The sequence below is a fragment of the Streptomyces sp. SD15 genome (genome assembly GCF_054462255.1).
In genome coordinates this window covers 86,781-107,977 of the sequence record NZ_JBTLMO010000020.1, presented here as the reverse complement: position 1 = coordinate 107,977, position 21,197 = coordinate 86,781, and the positions used below count along the sequence as shown (strand labels likewise).

Here is a 21,197-nt window from a genome sequence, read left to right as displayed (position 1 = left end):
CGACGACGTCCGGGCCTCGTGGAATGGGCTGGTGGACGCGACGCCGTGCGCGCTCGTGTGCCCCGCCGCTTTCCCCTGGCCCCGTGCCGAGCGAGGGAGAGCCCCCAGTGACCATCGCGCCAGCCGATCCGGTTTCAGCTTCCACGGAGCAGGCCCCGGTGGAGAAGGACGGTCCCGGTACCACGCTGCTGCGTACCCTGACCGACCTCACCGCCGACCTCCCCGACGCCGACCCTGGCCGGGTCGCCGCCGCCGCGCTGCGCGGCCGGTCCGCGCATGCGGACGACACGGAGCTGCGCGAGCTGGCCACCGAGGCGGCCGCGGGCCTCATCTCCGAGGACCCCGCGTACTCGCGGCTGGCCGCCAGGCTGCTGACGGTCAGCATCGCCGCCGAGGCCGCCTCGCAGGGCGTGCGCTCCTTCTCCGAGTCGGTCGCCGTCGGCCACCGCGAGGGCCTGATCGCCGACGGCACGGCAGAGTTCGTACGCCTGCACACGGGCCGCCTGGACGCACTGATCGACACCGACGGGGACGACCGCTTCGGCTACTTCGGCCTGCGCACCCTGCACAGCCGCTACCTGCTCCGGCACCCGATCACCCGGCGCGTCATCGAGACCCCGCAGCACTTCATGCTCCGGGTCGCGAGCGGTCTGGCCGAGGACACTGTGCTCAATCCAAAAACGGGGACCCGCGCCGTCGACGAAGTCGCCGCCCTCTACGGCCTGATGAGCCGCCTCGACTACCTCCCCTCCTCCCCCACACTCTTCAACTCCGGCACGCGTCACCCGCAGATGTCGTCCTGCTATCTCCTCGACTCCCCTCTGGACGAGCTGGACTCCATCTACGACCGCTACCACCAGGTGGCCCGGCTCTCCAAGCACGCGGGCGGCATCGGCCTGTCGTACTCCCGCATCCGCTCCCGCGGTTCGCTGATCCGCGGCACGAACGGACACTCCAACGGCATCGTCCCGTTCCTGAAGACCCTCGACGCCTCGGTCGCCGCGGTGAACCAGGGCGGCCGGCGCAAGGGCGCCGCCGCGGTCTACCTGGAGACCTGGCACTCGGACGTCGAGGAGTTCCTGGAGCTGCGCGACAACACCGGCGAAGACGCCCGCCGTACGCACAATCTGAACCTCGCGCACTGGATCCCGGACGAGTTCATGCGCCGGGTCGACGCCGACGGGCAGTGGTCCCTCTTCTCCCCCGCCGACGTGCCCGAGCTGGTCGACCTGTGGGGCGAGGAGTTCGACGCGGCCTACCGCAAGGCCGAAGCCGACGGCCTGGCCAAGAAGACCATCCCGGCCCGCGACCTCTACGGCCGCATGATGCGCACCCTCGCGCAGACCGGCAACGGCTGGCTGACCTTCAAGGACGCCGCCAACCGCACCGCCAACCAGACGGCGGAGCCCGGCCACACCGTCCACTCCTCGAACCTCTGCACCGAGATCCTCGAGGTCACGGACGACGGCGAGACGGCGGTCTGCAACCTGGGCTCGGTCAACCTCGGCGCCTTCGTCGTCGGCGACGGCATCGACTGGGAGCGTCTGGACGCCACCGTCCGCACCGCCGTCACCTTCCTCGACCGCGTCGTCGACATCAACTTCTACCCGACCGAGCAGGCGGGCCGCTCCAACGCCAAGTGGCGTCCGGTGGGCCTGGGCGCGATGGGCCTCCAGGACGTCCTCTTCAAGCTCCGCCTGCCCTTCGACTCCCCCGAGGCCAAGGCCCTCTCCACCCGGATCGCCGAGCGCATCATGCTCGCCGCCTACGAGGCCTCGACCGACCTCGCGGAGCGCAACGGCCCCCTGCCCGCCTGGTCCCGCACCAGGACCGCCCGCGGCGTGCTCCACCCCGACCACTACGACGTCGAACTGACCTGGCCGGAGCGCTGGGCCGCCCTGCGGGAACGTATCGCCACCGTGGGCATGCGCAACTCGCTCCTCCTCGCCATCGCGCCCACGGCCACCATCGCCTCCATCGCGGGCGTGTACGAGTGCATCGAGCCGCAGGTGTCGAACCTCTTCAAGCGCGAGACGCTCTCCGGCGAGTTCCTCCAGGTCAACTCCTACCTGGTGGACGAGCTGAAGCAGCTCGGCGTGTGGGACGCGCAGACCCGGGAGGCGCTGCGCGAGTCGAGCGGCTCGGTGCAGGGCTTCACCGGGGTCCCCCAGGAGGTCCGCGACCTGTACCGCACGGCGTGGGAGATCCCCCAGCGCGGCCTCATCGACATGGCCGCCGCCCGCACGCCGTTCCTGGACCAGGCCCAGTCGCTGAACCTCTTCCTGGAGACGCCGACCATCGGCAAGCTCTCCTCGATGTACGCGTACGCCTGGAAGCAGGGCCTGAAGACGACGTACTACCTGCGCTCACGCCCGGCGACACGCATCGCCCGCGCCGCCCGGGCGCAGGCCACGATCCCCGTACAGCAGACGCCCGACGAAGACGCCGTCGCCTGCTCCCTCGAAAACCCCGAGTCCTGCGAGGCCTGCCAGTAATGCCCAGCACCCAGAATCTTCTCGACCCCGGCTTCGAGCTGACGCTCCGCCCCATGCGCTACCCGGACTTCTACGAGCGCTACCGGGACGCGATCAAGAACACCTGGACCGTCGAGGAGGTCGACCTCCACTCGGACGTCGCCGACCTCGCGAAGCTGTCGCCGGGCGAGCAGCACATGATCGGCCGCCTGGTCGCGTTCTTCGCGACGGGTGACTCGATCGTGGCGAACAACCTGGTCCTGACCCTCTACAAGCACATCAACTCCCCCGAGGCGCGCCTGTACCTGTCGCGGCAGCTCTTCGAGGAGGCCGTGCACGTCCAGTTCTACTTGACGCTGCTCGACACCTACCTGCCCGATCCGGAGGACAGGGCGGCGGCCTTCGCGGCCGTCGAGAACATCCCGTCCATCCGCGAGAAGGCCGAGTTCTGCTTCAAGTGGATGGCTGCATTTGATGGAACAGAGGGGGTGGAGAAGCTGGACCGCCTGGAGACCAAGGCCGACCGCCGCCGCTTCCTCCTCAACCTCATCTGCTTCGCCGCGTGCATCGAGGGGCTCTTCTTCTACGGGGCCTTCGCGTACGTCTACTGGTTCAGGTCGCGGGGGCTGCTGCACGGCCTGGCCACGGGCACCAACTGGGTGTTCCGCGACGAGACCATGCACATGTCCTTCGCGTTCGAGGTGGTCGACACCGTCCGCAAGGAGGAGCCGGAACTCTTCGACGACCAGCTTCAGCAGCAGGTGACCGACATGCTCCGGGAGGCCGTCGAGGCCGAGCTTCAGTTCGGGCGCGACCTGTGCGGTGAGGGTCTCCCGGGTATGAACACCGAATCGATGCGCCAGTACCTGGAGTGCGTCGCCGACCAGCGCCTCCAGCGGCTGGGCTTCGCGCCCGTGTACGGCTCCGAGAACCCCTTCTCCTTCATGGAGCTCCAGGGCGTCCAGGAACTGACCAACTTCTTCGAGCGGCGCCCCTCGGCGTACCAGGTGGCGGTGGAGGGCTCGGTCGGGTTCGACGAGGACTTCTAGGCCCTGTCGTCACATTCCGACCAGGCGAGGATCCGGTGGATCCCGCGGCGCGGGTGGCACGTCCAAGCGGTAAGGAGGTCACCCCATGCGCCGTACGACCCAGCACCGGATCCTCGCCCTCGTGGCGCTGACGCTTCTCGTGGCGGGCTGCGGCAACGAGGCCGGCAGCGGCACCGTGTCGCCGTCCCCCACGAAAACCGACGCGAGCTGCCCGGCACCACCGGCGGAGCTCGGCGCCGCTGACACCGGCCGTACGTTCTGTCTGACGACCGGCGGCGTGCTCCGTCTCGCCCTGGACGGGACCACCAGTCGGCCGTGGGAGCCCGTCAAGGTCAGCGGCGGCGGCCTGGAGGCCACCAACAGCGGCATCGTCATCCAGCCGGGCGACGCCGTCGCCGCCTTCGAGGCGGTCTCGGCCGGCACGGCACAGCTCAGCTCGTCCCGGCCGTTGTGCGCCACCGAGCCGGGCCGGGTGTCGTGCAAGGGCCTTCAGGAGTGGACGGTGACGGTGGTGGTGACGAAGCCCTGAGCTGACGGTCGATACGCCGCTCGTGGGCCAGCCCGATCAGCCCGGGCAGGGCCAGGATCACAAAGATCGCGAGGACGGTCAGGATTCCGGCGAGGTTGTCCATGAGTGTCTCCATGAACACAACTGTCGCGCCGATCGACGCCCGGAGTCAGTGGCAGGACTGTCACACATCCTCGAATTCCTGCCAGCCACCAGGCACACTGGACACCATGCTGAAGAACGTGGCCGTGGTCCTGCTCGACGGTGTGCACCCCTTCGAACTCGGCGTCGTCTGCGAGGTGTTCGGCCTCGACCGGAGCGACGAGGGGCTGCCCGTGTACGACTTCGCGGTGGCCTCGGCGGAAGGGCCGACGCTCTCCACCCACTCCGGGTTCACGCTCTCCGTCCCGCACGGGCTCGAGCGGCTCGAAGAGGCCGACCTCATCGCCGTACCCGCCGGAAACACCTACGCCTCCCGGACCTATCCCGCCGAGCTGCTCGACGCGCTGCGCCGGGCCGTCGATCGCGGCGCCCGGGTGCTCAGCGTCTGTTCCGGCGTCTTCGTGCTCGGCGCGGCCGGGCTGCTGGACGGGCGGCCCTGCGCGGTGCACTGGCGGCACGCCGAGGAGCTGGCCCGGCAGTACCCGAAGGCGGTCGTCGAGCCGGACGTGCTGTACGTCGACGCGGACCCGGTGATCACCTCGGCCGGCACCGCCGCCGGTATCGACGCCTGTCTGCATCTGGTGCGCAAGGAGCACGGCCCCGAGGTCGCCAACGCCATCGCCCGCCGCATGGTCGTGCCTCCGCACCGGGACGGCGGCCAGGCCCAGTACGTCGAGCGCCCGCTGCCCCGCTCCACCTGCGACACGGTCGGCGAGGTCCTGGCATGGATGGAGCGGCATCTCGGCGAGGAGGTCACGGTCGACCAGCTCGCGGCCCGCGCCCACATGTCCCCGCGCACCTTCGCGCGCCGCTTCCAGCAGGAGACGGGCACCACTCCGTACCGCTGGCTCCTGCGCCAACGGGTGTTGCTGGCTCAGGAGTTGCTGGAGGTGACGGACGAGACGATGGACGCCGTCGCGAGCCGGACCGGGTTCGGCAACGCGGCCGCGCTGCGCCATCAGTTCGTACGGAGTCTGGGGACGACCCCGCAGGCGTACCGGCGCACGTTCAGGGGCCCACGGGCTGCCTGAACGCGCACCAGTACGGACGCGGGCTCAGCGACGCGTCAGCAACGCCGGCTCAGCAACGCCGACTCAGCGACACCGGGCCGGCGACGCGCGGTCAACGCGGCGCGGCCCGCAGCAGGAGCCGGTAGGGCCGCAGTGTGACGCCGACGCGGGTCTCGCCCTTCGACTCGGACACCTGCTCGAAGCGCCAGGCGGACGTCACCGTCGCCGTGATCAGGCTGAGCTGGGCCATCGAGAAGTGGTCGCTCGGGCACTTCCGGTTGCCCACACTGAAGGGGCTCATGGCGTACTTCGGCACGTCCTTGACGCGATCCGGAAGCCAGCGATCGGGGTCGAAATCCAGATGCCCCCCGTACGACCGCGGATCACGCTGGATCGCGTAGGGGCTGTAGACGATGTCGGCACCGGCCGGAATCCGATAGCCGCCGAGCTCAGTTTCGGTCACTGCCCGCCGCGTCAGAATCCATACGGCGGGGCGCAGCCGCATCGCCTCGACGACGACATTGTTGGTGTGCGCCAGCTTCCGCACGTCGTCGAATGCAACGGGCCGGTCGCCCGCGACCGATTTGACCTCTTCGGCGACCCTGGCGGCGTGTTCCGGGTGTTCAGTGAGGACTTGCAGGAGCCACATGATGGTGGAGGCGATGGTTTCGCTGCCGGGGGTGAGTATCGCCACGACTTGGTCGTGGATCTCCTGTTCACCGATCGGGTCGCCGTTCTCGTCCTTGGCTTCGAGCAATGCCGTCAGCAAATCATCCGGCTTTTGACCGGATGCCCGGCGTTCGGCGACGATCTCATCGACCAGGACATGCAAATCGGCCAGTGCGCGGTCGAATTTACGGTTGGCCGGAAACGGCAGCCGATAGAGCGGGCCCGCCGGGATCACCATGCGCCGGTACATGCCGCGGAACACGGTGGCGAGCGCGATGCTGAGCCGCTCGGCCCGCTCGTCCATGTACTCGCCGCGCAGCAGACAGCGGGCCGCGATGCGCACGGCGACGCGGAAGGACTCCGAGGTGCAGTCGATCGTCTCGCCGGGCCGGATGCGCTCGGCGAGGGCCCGCGCCTCCTCCTCCATGATCGGCCCGTACTCGGGGATGATCTCGAGCCGGAACGCGGGCTGGATCGTGCGGCGCTGGCGTCGGTGGGTCGGCCCGTTGGCGGTCGCGACCCCTTCCTTGCCGAGCAGGCCTTCCAGCGATTCCCACAGCGGGCCGCCGATTTTGAAGTCGGCGCTCAGCGCGAGGGCTCCGGTGAGCTCCGGCGTGGTGACGGCGTACACCGTCTTGGGGCCCAGCTTGAGCCGGACGATGTCGCCGTGCTCGCGAAGCCCCGCGAAGAAGCCCAGCGGGTCGCGAACCAGTTTCCAGCCGTGGCCGAGGCCGGGTACGCCGCCTCCGGCGAGGGGTGGGACGGGCAGCTCCTGAGCCCGGGGGTGCGCGGGCTTCACCGACTCGACGGTCATGACTCACCTGCCGCTTCGTTGTTGACGTACGGGGGTGTGGAGCGGTCGTCCCAGCTGTCGACGGAGTACCGGCCGGACTCGTGGTGGAACCAGTACACGGAGCTGAACCAGTTCCGCATATTTCCGAGGCAGGCCTTCACCGCGACGCTCAGTTCCTTGCCGGACACGGTGCCGTCGTCAAGTGCGTCGGCGAACCGGGTGAGGTCCCTTTCCGCATCGAGGAATTCGGTGACGCATTCCTCGATCCGCCTCCGGACTTCCGTGACGGCCTCTTCGGGAGTCAGCCCCTGATGGTGAATCAGACTGATTCCCAGATTGTGGACCTCGTCGCCCGCGATTTCCTTGGGGAGCGAACAGAGATCGTTGTACCAGGCGGCGAATTCCTGGCTGAGAAGCGCCGCACGCCGATATGCGGAATGCTGCCGCACAGCGGTGGGAATTTCACAGCCCGCGGTCGGCTCCAGGAGGTCGGTCCATATCCAGTGCGCGAAGGTGAACCGCCGGAGTTCGAGGTATTCCTCGACCGTGGGGACGGTACCCGACGTACGGTTGCGGAATTCCCGGTCGTACGCCTCGATCACCGCGTGGAAGTGGAACGCGAAGCGTGCGTTCCATTTCCTGTTGAGGAACGAGTACAGCCGCACCATGCTGTCCGCGAACCCCGCCACCAGGGGATCCTGGTGGTGCAGGTGCTCCCTGGGGGAGTCGAGGGCCGCATGCAGCTGGACCCTGAGCCTCCGCCAGGCGGCCGGCCTGCCGTGGATGACGTCGCGGTCGTGGCGGTCGTCCCAGACGAAGAACCACGCACTGTAGTCCGCTATGGCCTGCATGACCTCGTCGGAGGCACCAATGTAGTAGCCCGCCATCAGGTCGGTATAGCAAAGACCGTCGGCATATTCCTCGACCTTGTCCGCCGACATGAGCCGCATTTCCCGCAGCCACGAACGCGTGTTCTCCTGAAGCCGGGGCCAATACGGATGGAGTTGACGAGGAAACATGGTCTCGATCACCGGGAGAGAGAGTGCCGGTGGAACCGCGACCACGGTCGGTGTCGATGAAGTGCCGTGTGAGAAAGCGTGCACGAACAAACCCCTCTCAGCCGCCGGTTGACGTCACACCCCTCCCGCCGTGCCGGGCGTGCGCCGTTGCATATCCCCGCGCTTCCATTCAGCCCTACAACTGACCGCTCTGGGAACGGATTTGCTCCACTCACTACCCCACGATGCTGAGATTGCCCCCTTGTGTGACTGAATATGGTCCGCTAGGGAGCACATAGGATCGAACGCACGACACACATGCGAACGGCGCCTGCTCAGGGGGCTCCCTGAACAGACGCCGTACAGGCGGGCCCACGAGCCATCATGAGTCCCAACTGTCGTTTCCCGACACAGCCGCTGGCCGGTCGTCGGCCAGCCGTTGGTCAGTCGTTGGCGACCACCGGGTAGCGAGGCTCGTTCTCGGCCATCTGCCGCAGCGCGTCCTTGCGCTCGCGCTTGGAGAGCCGGTCGATGTAGAGGTAGCCGTACAGGTGGTCCGTCTCATGCTGGAGGCAGCGCGAGAAGTAGCCGGTGCCGCGCACCTTGATCGGGTTGCCCTTCTCGTCCTGCCCGCTGACCTCGGCGTAGTCGGGGCGGGCCAGCGGCGCGTACGCGGTCGGCACGGAGAGGCAGCCCTCGTTGCTGTCGTCCAGGCGGCGCTGATCGGCGGGCAGCTCGACGAGCACGGGGTTGCAGACGACACCGACGTGCCGCTTGCCCTCGTCGTCCTGGCAGTCGTACACGAAGACCTTCAGGTCGACGCCGATCTGGTTGGCGGCCAGGCCCACGCCCTCGGCGGTGCGCTGGCTGGCGAACATGTCGGCGACCAGCTGGTCGAGCTCGTCGCCGAACTCGGTGACGTCCTTGCACTCCTTGTGCAGCACCGGGTTGCCGACGACCGTGATCGGCCGCGAGGTGCCGCGCTCACGGTAGGCCGCCTCGCGCTCCTCGCAGTCCTCGGTATCGATGACGAAGCCCTCGTCGTCCACGGGGAGCACGCCCGCGTGCTGCTGATCGGTGTCCTGCTGCGCCATGACCGACGTACGCCTTCCTGAATCCCTGAAATCTGCGGGTACAGCCTACGGGCAGCGCTCAGCAGACCTCTTCCAGATCCCGCCAGTCCCGGGAATCGGGGCTGTCCGCGACCCAGCCGTCCAGCAGACCCCGTACCAGCGAAGCCGGGGCAGCCACCCCGCACTCCCGCTCGGGCACCCACAGCTGCCCGTCGGTGCGGTGGCCGAGCGGCCCGGGGTGGCCGGGCTCGCTGTGGTCGTGCGGGTCGAGGTGCTCGCCGTCGCCCTCGTCGGACGGCATCCGGGACTCGGAGCACATCCGGCACAGCAGCCGTACGGACGACGACCAGTCCTCGGCGGCGAAGCCGGCGTCGGCGGCGAGCTGCTCCAGCGCGTCCCGGTCGTCCTCGGTGGCCGCTTCCAGCAGGACCACCCAGGTGGGGACGGGCGAGGGCGCCCACAGCTCGATCTCGTCGAAGACGGGATAGGCGTGCCCGGCGGCGGTGGTCCGCTCCCCGTGGGGCACCCCGTCGTGCAGCACGACCTCGCCCCAGCGCCGCCCGGAGGACGGCAGCGGAATGGACAGCACCTCGATGCGGGCGGGATCGAGCCGCCGCCCCCACACCACCTCGGCCTCACCCTCCGGAGACAGCCGTACGGCCGCGCTGCCGAGGTCCATGCCCACGGGCTCGCCCGAGACGGCGGCGCCGCCGGGCACCCGCAGCCCGTACGCCTGCCAGGCGCGCCGGGCCAGCGGCCAGTCCTGGAGGGCGGTGGCCGCGATGCCGACGTTCCACCAGTCAGGCGCGCCGGTCTCCCGGTCGAGAAGCGCGACAGCCCTGAGGCCGGCCGCCCGCGCCTGCTCCCAGTCGTGCCGGAACTTGTGCAGCAGGGCCAGGTTGAACCAGGACTCGGACAGCCACGGCTCCAGATCCGCGGCGCGCGTCAGCAGCGCTCCCGCGTCCTCGTACCGGCCGTCGCCGATCAGCGTGAACGCGCGGTCGGTGGCCTGCCGCCATGAGGCGGAGGGCCGGTGCCGTCCCTTGCCGAAGATCCTCACGATTCCCGCCTGCCAGTTCCGTGCGATTCCCGCCTGCCGGTGGTTCTTCGAAGAGTCCCTTGAGGACAGCGCAGCCCCGGGCTGGCCCGCGCCCCCGAACACCCTCTTCCTCGCATCCAACCACGTACCGTCGGACGCCCGCTCATTACCCATGGGTTACCCAGCCTGGGGCAGGGTGAGGCCGCCCCGCAACAGGACCCTGGCCAGCGACTCCACGACTTCCGGCTGATAGTCGCGGGCGGTGGCCAGGCGCAGCTTCTCCAGTGCGGTCAGCGGTCCTTGCGGCCCTGCTTCCCTGGCCATCTCCTCGTATGCGTTCACGGCCCGTACGATCCGCGCGGTGACCGGTTGCTCCCGGTACGGGTCGGCCTGCCGCTCGACGACCACCGCGACCTCCGCGTCGACCCCGGTCTGCCGTACGACGGCGCCGCCGAGGAGGGCTATGCGCCGCTGCTCGTCGGCGGGGAGCACGGAGGTGGCCCCGGCCGGGACCGGGTCGACGAGGCTGAGCTGTCCGATGTCGTGCATCAGGGCGGCGTACTCCAGGACGGTCAGATCGGGCTCGGCGAGCCCCAGCTCGCGCCCGACGGCCCGGCTGAGCGCGGCCACCCGTCGGGCGTGCCCGGCGGGCGTGTAGCCGGCGATCTCGGTCGCCCGCGCGAGGGAGGCGATGGTCTGCCGGTAAGTGACCCGCACGGCGGCGTACCGCCGGAAGGACAGCTGGGTGAGCAGCAGGGGCAGCGAGAACACGGGCAACGCCCACAGCCCCACGACCGCGACCCCGAGCGACATCACGGCCCCGGTCGCGCAGACCGCGGACCCGATGCCCGCCATGGCCCGCAGCTCGTCCCGCAGCAGCGGACCGAAGGGCCAACGTGTCCGGGCGTGCGCCATCGCCGCCGCGAGCACGGCATCGCACAGCGCGGTGAGCACCAGCAGCGCGACGAGCAGCAGAGCATACGAGGGGCCGCCCCAGCCCATCACCTTCCCCTGGCTGTACAGGGGTTGGAAGCAGAAGGCCGCGAACGCGACGGTGAGGACGCGCCGGGTGAGGTGATCGACGGTGGGCCCGCGGCCCCGGGCGACATGCGGCACGCACCCCAGCAGCGCCGCCGCCGCGACCACGGCGACGACTTGCAGCACGCCGTGGTGGGTGGATTCTCCGGCACTCTCCCCGAGCAACGCGTACGACAGCGCTCCGGCGGCGCCGAGGGGAGCGGACTCGCGCTCCTCGGCACCGCTCCAGCGGGTGAGCTCGCCCACCGCGACGAGAACACCGAAGGCGAGGGCGGTGCCGCGCTGGTCGAGACCGCTCCAGAGGGTGAAGGCGAGGGCGAAGCCACCGATGAGGGCCGCGCCCGCGTGGGCGCCGGCAGTGAACGAACATCTGCTACGCCGCCGAACGAGACGAAGGGCAACCGGAGCCCAGGAAACAAGACTCACGAACCCCCCCGACGCACACGGTCCACCGATCCCCCTTCACCATCGACCACCCGCCGACCGACGTCCACCGGGGGCCCGTTCTTGTTTGTCGGGTGCTTCTCTGTCCGACTGGAAACGGGTGGAGGGGGCGGGTAAACATCGCCGCGAAGCGGCGAAGAGTCCGCCGTGACAACGGGCCGCCACCCCTCCCTCCCCAGCGCAGCAACAAGCGCCCGCACCATGACAGGGTCAAACTGCACCCCCGCACACCGCTCAAGCTCCTCAACGGCAGCCGAAACAGGCCGAGCCCTCCGATAGGACCGAGTGGACGTCATCGCATCGAACGCGTCCGCAACAGCCACCACCCGCGCAAACTCCGGAATCTGCGCCCCCACCAGCCCGTACGGATACCCACTCCCGTCGAGCCGCTCATGGTGATGCAGAATCGCCGACCGAGCCTCCCCCAGAAACCCGATCCCCCGCACCATCTCGTGCCCGTACTCGGGATGCAGCTCGATGACCCGCCGCTCCTCCGGGGTGAGCGGCCCGTCCTTCCGCAACAACCGCGTGGGAACCCCGAGTTTGCCGACGTCGTGCAGGATCCCGGCGAACCGCAGCACCTCGGCCCGCTCATCGTCCATGCCCAGTTCACGCGCGATCATCATGGACGCCTGCCCGACCCGCTCACTGTGCCCGCGGGTGTATCCGTCCTTGATGTCGACGGCCTGCACGAGGGCCCGGATGGTGGCCTGGTGGGCGGCCCGCTCCCGGTGGTACTGGGCGAACACCCAGCAGGAGACGTACATCGGCAACAGCACGAGCAACGCGGCGACAGGCCCGTACGGACTGCGCCACAGCACCGCCATCATCAGCCCGGCGAGCCCGTGCACGGCGACGGACGCGAGGGAGCGCGAAAAGACCCCGCGCCAGGCGCTCCGTACCGGAACCCGCTCGGCCAGCGCCAGAATCCCGCCGTCGAGGACGGTCAGGACCAGGCAGAAGCTGAGCACCGCGGCCCCGGCGGGCACGAGCGCGTACGGAAAGTCGGGCGTGGCGACCGCGTCCCGGCCGCCCAGCGCCCCGTGCACCCGGGACGCCGCCCAGATCGCGACGGCGAGCTGGGCCGCGCGCCAGACCCGGCGCAGCCACCGCGGCCGCTGCTCCACCCGCGTGAGCAGCGCCCCGGGCAGCGCGACGAGTGCGGCGGCGGGCGGCGGCAGCAGAAAGGCCCCGGCCAGCAGCACGGGGAGAAAAGCGCCCACCCCCATGCTCGCCCCCGTGCCCACCCCTGTGGAGGCCCGTCGCCCGGCGACACGGGCGGACACTCCGCGGGGGCCGCGAGGAACCGTGATCCGCTCGCAGCCGGCGTACAGCGCGGCGAGCAGGGCGACGACCCACCAGGGAACACGCACATGTGGCAGGGGAGCCAGACAGGCCAGGGCGGCGAGGACGACACAGGCCACATAGACACGGGCCCACGCCGGAATCGACGCCATCTCCTCGTCCCCTCCCCAGTTCAGGCTCCGGAGCCTAGGGAAGCGGGACCGGCACGGGGGCGGAATGGCCGAATCCGCGGGCTCGGAGCCCGCGGATTAGCACGTTCGGGTGAAGGCGATGCCAACTACCCGATCTTCACGAGGAGTTCGGAACTGCTGGCGAGTTCAGGACTCCTGAGGCGTCGCGGTGACGTCGTGCTCGGGCACGGCCTGTCCGGAGCGGATCAGGTCGATACGGCCCATGACCTTCGCCCGCAGATCGGTCGGCACGTCGTCCTGCCCGCAGCACCGCTTGACCAGCTTCTTCACGGCCTGCTCGAGGCCGTACTTCTCCAGGCACGGGGAGCACTCCTCGAAGTGCACCTCGAACTTGGTGCAGTCCGCGTCCGGCATCTCATGGTCGAGGAACTCGTAGAGATGGTCGAGGACCTCACTGCAATCCGTCTCGTGCGGCTCTCCGCAGCTCATGAGCCCGAGCCTTTCGCTTCGTTCGACTCTCCGGCGCCCGCCGGGACCAGCCCGCGGTCACGCGCGTAGTCCTCGAGCATGCCGCGCAGTTGGCGACGGCCCCGGTGCAGCCGGGACATCACCGTTCCGATGGGTGTCCCCATGATGTCCGCGATCTCCTTGTACGCAAAGCCCTCGACGTCTGCGAGATAGACGGCGATGCGGAATTCCTCGGGGATCGCCTGCAGCGCTGACTTGACGTCCGAATCGGGCAGGTGATCGAGCGCCTGCGACTCGGCGGAGCGCAGCCCCGTCGACATGTGCGACTCGGCGCGCGCGAGCTGCCAGTCCTCGATCTCCTCCGCCGCGGAGCGCTGGGGTTCGCGCTGCTTCTTGCGGTACGAGTTGATGAAGGTGTTGGTGAGAATGCGGTACAGCCATGCCTTGAGGTTGGTGCCCTCGCGGAACTGGTGGAAGGACGCGTACGCCTTCGCGTACGTCTCCTGCACCAGGTCCTCGGCGTCGGCCGGGTTGCGCGTCATGCGCAGGGCGGCCGAGTACATCTGGTCGAGGAATTCGAGCGCGTCCCGCTCGAAGCGCGCGGTGCGCTCGGCGGACGACTCCGTGCTCGTGCCCTGGCCCTCGGGCTGCTCCGCCTGACCGTTGTCGGTCCCTGCGTCGGTCCCAGTGACCGGACCCACCTCCTCCAGCGTTGTCGTGAGACCGAGACCGGTCCCACTGGAATCGGAGGATAGACGACGATCCGTACCCGCCGCCGCCCGAATAGGGGCGGTCTTGGCCGCGTGCAGCACCGTCCAGTCCAGGTCAGCACTGCTGCTGCGGCTCGGGCAGATGGTCGAACCCATGCGGCGGACTTCCTCTCGTACGAACGGTCCAGCACGGTCCGTGCTGTCTGCTCGGCACAACAGTGGTCCACCACGCATCATTCCCGGGTGTCACCCGAGTGACGCGGTCCACTTCACGACACTGTCAGTGACGATCTTCAAGGCCTCGTTCTGGTCGAGGGGAGCGCGTTTCGGGACCACGAAGCCGTGATCGCCGTACGGCACCTCGACCAGCTCGTACGAGCCCTCCGGGAACTCCTCCGGCTTCCCGAACGGGTCGTTGCCGCCCTGGACGACGAGTGTGGACACCCCGGAGCCGAGCAGTTCGTCGGCACGGGACTTCTCGGGCCTGCCCGGCGGGTGGAGGGGGAAGCTGAGCGCGAGCACGGCGGCAGCGCCGAGTTCCGTGGCCGTACGGCAGGCGACGCGTGCCCCCGCGCTCCGTCCGCCCGCGACAACGGGCAGCCCGTGCTTCGCCAGGCCCGGCCACAGCCCCCGCCATCCCACGTCCAGCGTCTTGGGCGCGGGCGCCACCTTCTTCCCGGCCACCCGCCAGGGCTGCTCCACGAGGGCGACGCTCACACCGTGCGCGGGCAGTGTGGACGCCAGCGCCCGGAGGTCGCGAGCTTCGATCCCGCCACCGGCACCATGGCTCACGGCGAGAACGAGCCGGGCCTTCCTGGCCCGGTGCCAGGTGACGCGGGCCGTACCGGCATCCGTCTCCATGATCTCTGTCACGTCAGAAGTCGCATCAGTCACATCAGAAGTCACGTCAGAAGTCACATCAGAAAAGTGTGCCCTCTTCGGGCCCCTCCAGCTCCTTCAGCAGCTCCGGCCCGTTGTTACGGACATTGCTGACGGCCGTCGACACCGGGTACGCACGCATCAGCCCGCGGGGCGGCGGTGCGAGCAGTTCGCGCAGGTCGTCGAGGTCCGTGCGGGCCGGGTCGAGCCAGGCGTCCCAGCGGTCCGGGGTGAGCATCAGGGGCATGCGGGGGTGGATGTCGGCGAGGACGTGCGGGCCGTCTGCGGGTGCGATCGCGAGCGGCGAGGTCTCCGCCTCGGTGGTGATCACCGAGCACGTCACCCACCACGCGCCCGGGTGGTCGTCGGGCAGTGTCCGGTCCCGCCAGAACTCGTACAGCCCGGCCATCGCGAAGACCGAACCGTCCGCGGGTGTCACGAAGTACGGCTGCTTGCGCGGCCGCTTCTTCTTGCCCTCGACCTCCAGGTCGCGCTCCGCGGACCCGGTGACCCACTCGTAGTAGCCGTCGGCGGGCAGAACGCAGCGCCGCGCCGCGAAGGCACGGCGGTACGAGGGCTTCTCGTGCACCGTCTCCGCGCGCGCGTTGATCATCCGGGCGCCGCCCTCGGGCGTCTTGGACCAGGACGGGACGAGGCCCCATTTGAGTTTGCGCAGCTGGCGAACCGGTTTCGGGCTGTCGGCGTCCTTAAGGGGACGGTCGAGGACGGCGTAGACCTCCTTGGTCGGGGCCACGTTGAAGTCGGGGGCGAGGGCTTCCTCGGGCTCCCACTTCTCGACCTCAAAGATTCCTGCGAGATCCTCGGGCCCACGACTCGCTGCATACCGTCCGCACATACGTGCCACACTGCCAGATTCCCAGCTATCCGGAGGAGCCCCCACCGACAATGGACAGCACCGCATCCACCTCGCTGGCCAGCCTCTGGGACGAGGTCTTCGGCAGTCAGCCGGACCCCGACCTGTGGGTGGTGATAGCCACCCTGGTCGCGGCCCTCGCCGTGATCGTCCCGCACGGCGTGTGGCGCGTCGCCCGCAACGCCATCACCATCGCCCACGAGGGCGGCCACGGCCTGGTGGCGCTGCTCACCGGGCGCAGTCTCAGCGGCATCCGGCTGCACTCCGACACCAGCGGCCTCACCGTCAGCCGGGGCAAGCCCACCGGCCTCGGCATGATCCTCACCGCGGCCGCGGGCTACACGGCTCCCCCACTGCTCGGCCTCGGCGGCGCCGCGCTGCTCGGCGCGGGCCGCATCACGCTGCTGCTGTGGCTGGCCACGGCCCTGCTCGTCGCCATGCTGGTGATGATCCGCAACGCGTACGGCGCGCTCACCGTGATCCTCACCGGCGGCACATTCCTGTTGGTGTCCTGGCTCACCGGACCGCAGGTGCAGGCGGCGTTCGCGTACGCCGTGGTGTGGTTCCTGCTGCTCGGCGGAGTCCGCCCGGCCTTCGAACTCCAGGCCAAGCGCAGCCGCGGAGGCGCCGGGGACTCCGACGCGGACCAGCTGTCCCGCCTCACCCACGTCCCGGCCGGCCTGTGGCTGTTCCTGTTCCACGCGGTCTCCCTGTGCTCCTTGATGGGCGGCACCCGCTGGCTGCTGGAGCTCTGAGGGCCCCGCAAAGACGCAGGGGACTACCGCGCCCCTTAAGGGGCGCGGGGAACTGCGCGACCAGCCCCAACGCGCCCGCACCCAACATCCGACCTGCATTCCCGCCCAAACCCAGCGGAGCGCACCCGCACTAAAGTGGGGCGCATGACCGCTAACCCCGCCCACACCGCCCTCTGGCCCGCCCCGCACGCGAGCGGAGCCGTCGCCGCGACGGTCCACGTGCCGGGGTCCAAGTCGGTCACCAACCGCGCCCTGGTCCTCGCCGCGCTCGCCTCGGAGCCGGGCTGGCTGCGCCGCCCGCTGCGCTCCCGCGACACGCTGCTGATGGCGGGAGCGCTGCGCGCGATGGGCGTCGGCATCGAGGAGACGGTGTCGTCCAGCTCCACGGTCGCGGGCGGCCCCGACGCCTCCGGCGAGGCCTGGCGGGTCATCCCCTCGGGCCTGCAGGGCCCGGCGACCGTCGACGTCGGCAACGCCGGCACCGTGATGCGCTTCCTGCCCCCGGTCGCCACGCTCGCCGACGGCCCCATCCGCTTCGACGGCGACCCGCGTTCGTACGAGCGTCCGCTGCACGGTGTGATCGACGCGCTGCGCCTGCTCGGCGCCCGTATCGACGACGACGCCCGGGGCGCGCTGCCGCTGACGGTGCACGGTTCGGGCGCGCTGGACGGTGGCCCGGTGTCGATCGACGCGTCGTCGTCCTCCCAGTTCGTCTCGGCCCTTCTGCTCTCCGGCCCGCGCTTCAACCAGGGCGTGGAGGTCCGGCACACCGGCTCCACGCTCCCCTCCATGCCGCACATCCGGATGACGGTCGACATGCTGCGGGCGGTCGGCGCCCAGGTGGACACCCCGGAGTCGGGTGGCGAACCCAACGTCTGGCGGGTCACCCCGGGCGCGCTGCTCGGCCGCGACCTCACCATCGAGCCGGACCTCTCCAACGCCCAGCCGTTCCTGGCGGCGGCCCTGGTGACCGGCGGCACGGTCGTGATCCCCGACTGGCCCACGCACACCACCCAGCCCGGTGACAAGCTGCGGGAGATCTTCACCGAGATGGGTGGTTCCTGCGAGCTGACCGAGAGCGGCCTGGAGTTCACCGGTTCCGGCGCGATCCACGGCATCGAGGTGGACCTGAGCGAGGTCGGCGAGCTGACCCCGGGCATCGCCGCGGTCGCGGCCCTCGCCGACTCCCCCTCCACGCTCCGCGGTGTGGCCCACCTGCGGCTGCACGAGACGGACCGCCTGGCCGCCCTCACCAAGGAGATCAACGAGCTCGGCGGGGACGTCACCGAGACCGCCGACGGCCTGCACATCCGTCCGCGCCGACTGCACGGCGGCATCTTCCACACCTACGACGACCACCGCATGGCCACCGCCGGCGCGATCATCGGCCTGGCGGTTGAGGGGGTACAGATCGAGAACGTGGCGACGACGGCGAAGACCCTGCCGGACTTCCCCGACCTGTGGACCGGAATGCTCGGGAACTGACGGGCGGACCAGGATCATGCGCCGCTACGGCAAGCACACCGACGAGGACGACATCCGTACCCGCCCCAACCGCAAGGGCAACCGTCCGCGTACGAACATCCGCCCGAAGCACGACGACGCCGCCGAGGGCATGGTCCTCACCGTCGACCGGGGCCGCCTGACCTGCCTGGTCGAGGACCGCCTCGTCATGGCGATGAAGGCCCGCGAACTGGGTCGCAAGGCCGCCATCGTCGGCGACCGGGTCGCCCTCGTCGGCGATCTGTCCGGCCAGAAGGACACCCTGGCCCGCATCGTTCGCATCGAGCCGCGCACCTCGGTGCTGCGCCGCACGGCCGACGACGACGATCCGTACGAGCGCGTGGTCGTCGCCAACGCCGACCAGCTCGCCATCGTCACCGCCCTCGCCGACCCCGAGCCGCGTCCGCGCCTGATCGACCGCTGCCTGGTCGCGGCGTACGACGGCGGCCTGGAGCCCTTGCTGGTGCTGACCAAGTCCGACCTCGCCCCACCCGACGAACTCCTGGAGCTGTACGGGGCGTTGGGCGTGCCGTACGTCGTGACCAGCCGCGAGGAACTGGAGAGCGGCGCGGCGGTGGAGCGGGTACGGGAGCAGCTGGACGGCAAGATCACGGCGTTCGTCGGGCACTCCGGCGTCGGCAAGACAACCCTGGTCAACGCGCTGGTTTCGCTCGATCGGCGACGCAGCACCGGCCATGTCAACGCCGTCACGGGCCGGGGCCGGCACACCACGACCTCGGCGCGCGCGATCCCGCTCCCGGGCAGCGCGGGCTGGGTCATCGACACCCCCGGCGTACGCTCCTTCGGCCTGCACCACGTCGACCCGTCCCGGGTCATCCACGCCTTCCCCGACCTGGAACCCGGTACCGAGGGCTGCCCACGCGCGTGCAGTCACGACGAGCCGGACTGCGCGCTGGACCAGTGGGTGGCGGACGGTCACGCGGACCCGGCCCGGCTCTACTCCCTGCGTCGGCTGCTGGCGACGCGTGAGCGCACGGAGGGCGACTGATCGCCGCCTGACCTCCGTGTTGTTTGCGTCCGCGGCCGGTCGGTAAGTGGTTAGCGGGTCGGTAAATGCATAATCACCAAGCCTGACCCAAGCCAGACGAAGCAGTCGACGTGCGGACACGGGAGGACAAGACATGGCGTGGCTGCTGGTCGTTGTGGCGGGACTGCTCGAAACCGGCTTCGCCGTCTGCCTGAAGCTCTCGCACGGCTTCACCAGACTCTGGCCGACGATCGCCTTCTGTGTCTTCGCCCTCGGCAGTTTCGGCCTGCTGACCCTCTCCCTGAAGAAGCTCGACGTCGGCCCGGCCTACGCGGTGTGGACCGGCATCGGCGCCGCGGGCACGGCCATCTACGGCATGATCTTCCTGGGCGACCTGGTCTCCACACTGAAGATCGTCTCCATCAGCCTGGTGATCATCGGGGTCATCGGCCTCCAACTCTCAGGCTCGTCCCACTAGAGGCGCCCCATTAGGGGCGCGAGGCTGTGCCATTGGCGGCTCCGCCGCGTGGGCGCGAGGCTGTGACATTGTGCGGCTCCGCCGCGTGGGCGCGACCAGCCACGCACCCGCCGCAGCCGCCCACGCAGATGCCGAGGCACCCCAGAAGGCGCATCACAGCCACTGCCGAGGGAGCGCCCTGCTCACCAGCTCCGTCACCCCACCGTCCCCCGCCGGAGCCGCCACGCAGGACAACGACAACCGCACCACTACTTCACACGCCCCCGCCAACTCGACGACGTCCCCCCTGGTCGCCCCGGGACCGGACAACGCGGCGACGGCCCGATCCCGCACGAGAGCCACAAAGTCGCCCGGCGACGGCAAGGGCCCGTCGGCCCGCCGCTGCGCCGGCACCGCGGAGGACGACGGCACCGCCGAAAGCGTCGGCGAGGGCAACCGCTCGCTCCAGCAGCCGGTGAGCATGGCCCGTACGATCACGTTGCTCCTGGCCGCCGACGTGGTCCACTCGGCCGTCGCGACCAGTCGCTCGCGCGCGTCCACGTGGGCGGCCAGCGCGCGCTCGACGCCCGCGAGATAGCCGTCGGCCTCGCGGCGGACGAGGGCACGGGCGAGACCCTCCTTACTGCCGAACTCGTTGTAAAGCGTCTGGCGGGACACTCCGGCCACAGCGGCGACGTCGACCATCCGCACCGTGGACCACGGGCGGCGTACGAGCGCCGTGTAGGCAGCGTCCAGAAGAGATTCCCGCGCTGCAGGCATCATTCGCCTCCCTGGGGCGAGCGGGCGGCACTGCAGCTCAGATTTGACGCGCACACGGGCACTGTCAAGGGTTCGCGGCGGCGCCGAGGGGCGTACGCCGGTCGCCGCGCGCCGTGATCACCCCGACGATCTCCATGCCGTACGGCGTCGGCGATCAACGAGGCCGTATGGCTGTGGTCCAAGTGAGCGATATACGGTGCAGTCATGCCCGATTATCGCGATGACCTGCGCCTCGCCCATGTCCTGGCGGATGCCGCCGACGCCGCGACGATGGACCGGTTCAAGGCGCTCGACCTCAAGGTCGAGACGAAGCCGGACATGACGCCGGTCAGCGAGGCGGACAAGGCCGCCGAGGAGCTGATCCGCGGCCACCTCCAGCGGGCGCGGCCGCGCGACGCGATCCTCGGCGAGGAGTACGGCATCGAGGGCACAGGCCCGCGCCGCTGGGTGATCGACCCGATCGACGGCACCAAGAACTACGTGCGCGGTGTGCCCGTCTGGGCCACGCTGATCTCCCTGATGGAGGCGGGCGAGGGGGGCTACCAGCCGGTCGTCGGGGTCGTCTCCGCGCCCGCGCTGAACCGCCGCTGGTGGGCGGCGAAGGGCCACGGCGCGTTCACCGGGCGCAGCCTGTCCGCCGCGTCCCGCCTCCAGGTCTCACGCGTCTCGCGGATGGCCGACGCCTCCTTCGCGTACTCGTCCCTGTCCGGCTGGGAGGACCAGGGCCGCCTCGACGGCTTCCTGGACCTCACGAAGGCCGTCTGGCGCACCCGCGGCTACGGCGACTTCTGGCCGTACATGATGGTCGCCGAGGGCTCGGTCGACATCTGCGCGGAGCCCGAGCTGTCGCTCTGGGACATGGCGGCGCCCGCGATCGTGGTGACCGAGGCGGGCGGTTCCTTCACCGGCCTCGACGGCCGCCCGGGCCCGCACAGCGGCAACGCGGCCGCGTCGAACGGCATCCTCCACGACGAACTGCTGGGGTATCTGAACCAGCGGTACTGAACTGGGGTTCCGGGGACGCCCCTGGGCGCCCCTGAACTCACGGCACGCGCCCCCTTGTTGACCCTCTCTTTAACTGCGACTCTGA

Annotated in this window: 20 protein-coding genes; 9 read left to right on the top strand and 11 right to left on the bottom strand. The window is 70.0% G+C overall.

Annotation, left to right across the window (positions count from 1 at the left end; genetic code table 11):
- Window positions 1-107: 107 nt before the first annotated feature.
- The 4 genes from ACX28W_RS21310 to ACX28W_RS21295 all read left to right on the top strand — a co-directional run bounded on the left by ACX28W_RS21310 (window position 108) and on the right by ACX28W_RS21295 (window position 5,224).
- Window positions 108-2,495 carry a ribonucleoside-diphosphate reductase subunit alpha gene (locus ACX28W_RS21310; protein WP_459000590.1) on the top strand — a complete coding sequence of 796 codons (2,388 nt, stop codon included), beginning with the start codon at window positions 108-110 and terminating at the stop codon, window positions 2,493-2,495.
- Window positions 2,495-3,523: a ribonucleotide-diphosphate reductase subunit beta gene (locus ACX28W_RS21305; protein ID WP_459000589.1), complete on the top strand. Its 1,029-nt coding sequence runs from the start codon at window positions 2,495-2,497 to the stop codon at window positions 3,521-3,523. Before ACX28W_RS21310 ends, ACX28W_RS21305 begins: the two co-directional genes overlap by 1 nt.
- An 85-nt stretch (window positions 3,524-3,608) precedes the next feature.
- Window positions 3,609-4,052 (top strand): hypothetical protein, encoded by a 444-nt coding sequence (locus ACX28W_RS21300; protein ID WP_459000588.1) that lies wholly within the window; start codon window positions 3,609-3,611, stop codon window positions 4,050-4,052.
- Between the two features lie 209 nt (window positions 4,053-4,261).
- Complete coding sequence (locus ACX28W_RS21295) at window positions 4,262-5,224, top strand: GlxA family transcriptional regulator (RefSeq protein WP_459000587.1); 963 nt, start codon at window positions 4,262-4,264, stop codon at window positions 5,222-5,224.
- A gap of 91 nt (window positions 5,225-5,315) precedes the next feature.
- On the opposite strand, the gene ACX28W_RS21290 is transcribed toward ACX28W_RS21295, so the two are convergent.
- From ACX28W_RS21290 to ACX28W_RS21245, 10 genes are all read right to left on the bottom strand, one after another.
- Window positions 5,316-6,686 carry a bifunctional albaflavenone monooxygenase/terpene synthase gene (locus ACX28W_RS21290; protein ID WP_459000585.1) on the bottom strand — a complete coding sequence of 457 codons (1,371 nt, stop codon included), beginning with the start codon at window positions 6,684-6,686 and terminating at the stop codon, window positions 5,316-5,318.
- Window positions 6,683-7,768 carry an epi-isozizaene synthase gene (cyc1, locus tag ACX28W_RS21285; protein WP_459000584.1) on the bottom strand — a complete coding sequence of 362 codons (1,086 nt, stop codon included), beginning with the start codon at window positions 7,766-7,768 and terminating at the stop codon, window positions 6,683-6,685. The genes ACX28W_RS21290 and cyc1 overlap by 4 nt, the downstream gene beginning before the upstream one ends.
- Before the next feature lie 338 nt (window positions 7,769-8,106).
- Window positions 8,107-8,757 carry a peptide deformylase gene (gene def / locus ACX28W_RS21280; protein ID WP_459000583.1) on the bottom strand — a complete coding sequence of 217 codons (651 nt, stop codon included), beginning with the start codon at window positions 8,755-8,757 and terminating at the stop codon, window positions 8,107-8,109.
- Window positions 8,758-8,815: 58 nt separating this feature from the next.
- Window positions 8,816-9,796: a tetratricopeptide repeat protein gene (locus ACX28W_RS21275; protein ID WP_459000582.1), complete on the bottom strand. Its 981-nt coding sequence runs from the start codon at window positions 9,794-9,796 to the stop codon at window positions 8,816-8,818.
- Between the two features lie 156 nt (window positions 9,797-9,952).
- The gene (locus ACX28W_RS21270) at window positions 9,953-11,143 is read right to left on the bottom strand and encodes an HD-GYP domain-containing protein (RefSeq protein ID WP_459000641.1); all 1,191 of its coding nucleotides are present in this window, start codon (window positions 11,141-11,143) and stop codon (window positions 9,953-9,955) included.
- Window positions 11,144-11,235: 92 nt separating this feature from the next.
- Window positions 11,236-12,714, bottom strand: a complete 1,479-nt coding sequence (locus tag ACX28W_RS21265; RefSeq protein ID WP_459000581.1) for an HD-GYP domain-containing protein — start codon at window positions 12,712-12,714, stop codon at window positions 11,236-11,238.
- Between the two features lie 165 nt (window positions 12,715-12,879).
- Window positions 12,880-13,182: a mycothiol system anti-sigma-R factor gene (rsrA, locus tag ACX28W_RS21260; protein ID WP_459000580.1), complete on the bottom strand. Its 303-nt coding sequence runs from the start codon at window positions 13,180-13,182 to the stop codon at window positions 12,880-12,882.
- Window positions 13,179-13,862 (bottom strand): RNA polymerase sigma factor SigR, encoded by a 684-nt coding sequence (gene sigR / locus ACX28W_RS21255; protein WP_362082574.1) that lies wholly within the window; start codon window positions 13,860-13,862, stop codon window positions 13,179-13,181. Before sigR ends, rsrA begins: the two co-directional genes overlap by 4 nt.
- 255 nt (window positions 13,863-14,117) lie before the next feature.
- Window positions 14,118-14,732 carry an alpha/beta hydrolase family protein gene (locus ACX28W_RS21250; RefSeq protein ID WP_459000640.1) on the bottom strand — a complete coding sequence of 205 codons (615 nt, stop codon included), beginning with the start codon at window positions 14,730-14,732 and terminating at the stop codon, window positions 14,118-14,120.
- 58 nt (window positions 14,733-14,790) lie between these two features.
- Complete coding sequence (locus ACX28W_RS21245; protein WP_459000579.1) at window positions 14,791-15,606, bottom strand: SOS response-associated peptidase; 816 nt, start codon at window positions 15,604-15,606, stop codon at window positions 14,791-14,793.
- Window positions 15,607-15,656: 50 nt separating this feature from the next.
- On the opposite strand from ACX28W_RS21245, the gene ACX28W_RS21240 reads away from it, so the two are divergent.
- The 4 genes from ACX28W_RS21240 to ACX28W_RS21225 all read left to right on the top strand — a co-directional run bounded on the left by ACX28W_RS21240 (window position 15,657) and on the right by ACX28W_RS21225 (window position 19,348).
- Window positions 15,657-16,379: a M50 family metallopeptidase gene (locus ACX28W_RS21240; protein WP_459000578.1), complete on the top strand. Its 723-nt coding sequence runs from the start codon at window positions 15,657-15,659 to the stop codon at window positions 16,377-16,379.
- Window positions 16,380-16,523: 144 nt separating this feature from the next.
- Window positions 16,524-17,864 (top strand): 3-phosphoshikimate 1-carboxyvinyltransferase, encoded by a 1,341-nt coding sequence (gene aroA / locus ACX28W_RS21235; protein WP_459000577.1) that lies wholly within the window; start codon window positions 16,524-16,526, stop codon window positions 17,862-17,864.
- Window positions 17,865-17,880: 16 nt separating this feature from the next.
- A complete protein-coding gene (gene rsgA, locus ACX28W_RS21230; protein WP_459000576.1) occupies window positions 17,881-18,891 on the top strand; it encodes a ribosome small subunit-dependent GTPase A in 1,011 nt (336 codons plus the stop codon).
- A 133-nt stretch (window positions 18,892-19,024) separates the two neighbouring features.
- Window positions 19,025-19,348, top strand: coding sequence for a DMT family transporter (locus tag ACX28W_RS21225; protein ID WP_459000575.1), 324 nt, complete (start codon window positions 19,025-19,027; stop codon window positions 19,346-19,348).
- A 153-nt stretch (window positions 19,349-19,501) separates the two neighbouring features.
- Here the strand turns inward: ACX28W_RS21225 and ACX28W_RS21220 are convergent, their stop codons facing one another.
- Entirely contained in the window at window positions 19,502-20,110 is a 609-nt protein-coding gene (locus ACX28W_RS21220) for a TetR/AcrR family transcriptional regulator (protein WP_459000574.1), read from the bottom strand.
- Between the two features lie 201 nt (window positions 20,111-20,311).
- Between ACX28W_RS21220 and hisN the strand changes: the two genes are divergently transcribed.
- Window positions 20,312-21,112, top strand: a complete 801-nt coding sequence (hisN, locus tag ACX28W_RS21215; RefSeq protein WP_459000573.1) for a histidinol-phosphatase — start codon at window positions 20,312-20,314, stop codon at window positions 21,110-21,112.
- The last annotated feature ends 85 nt before the right edge of the window (window positions 21,113-21,197 follow it).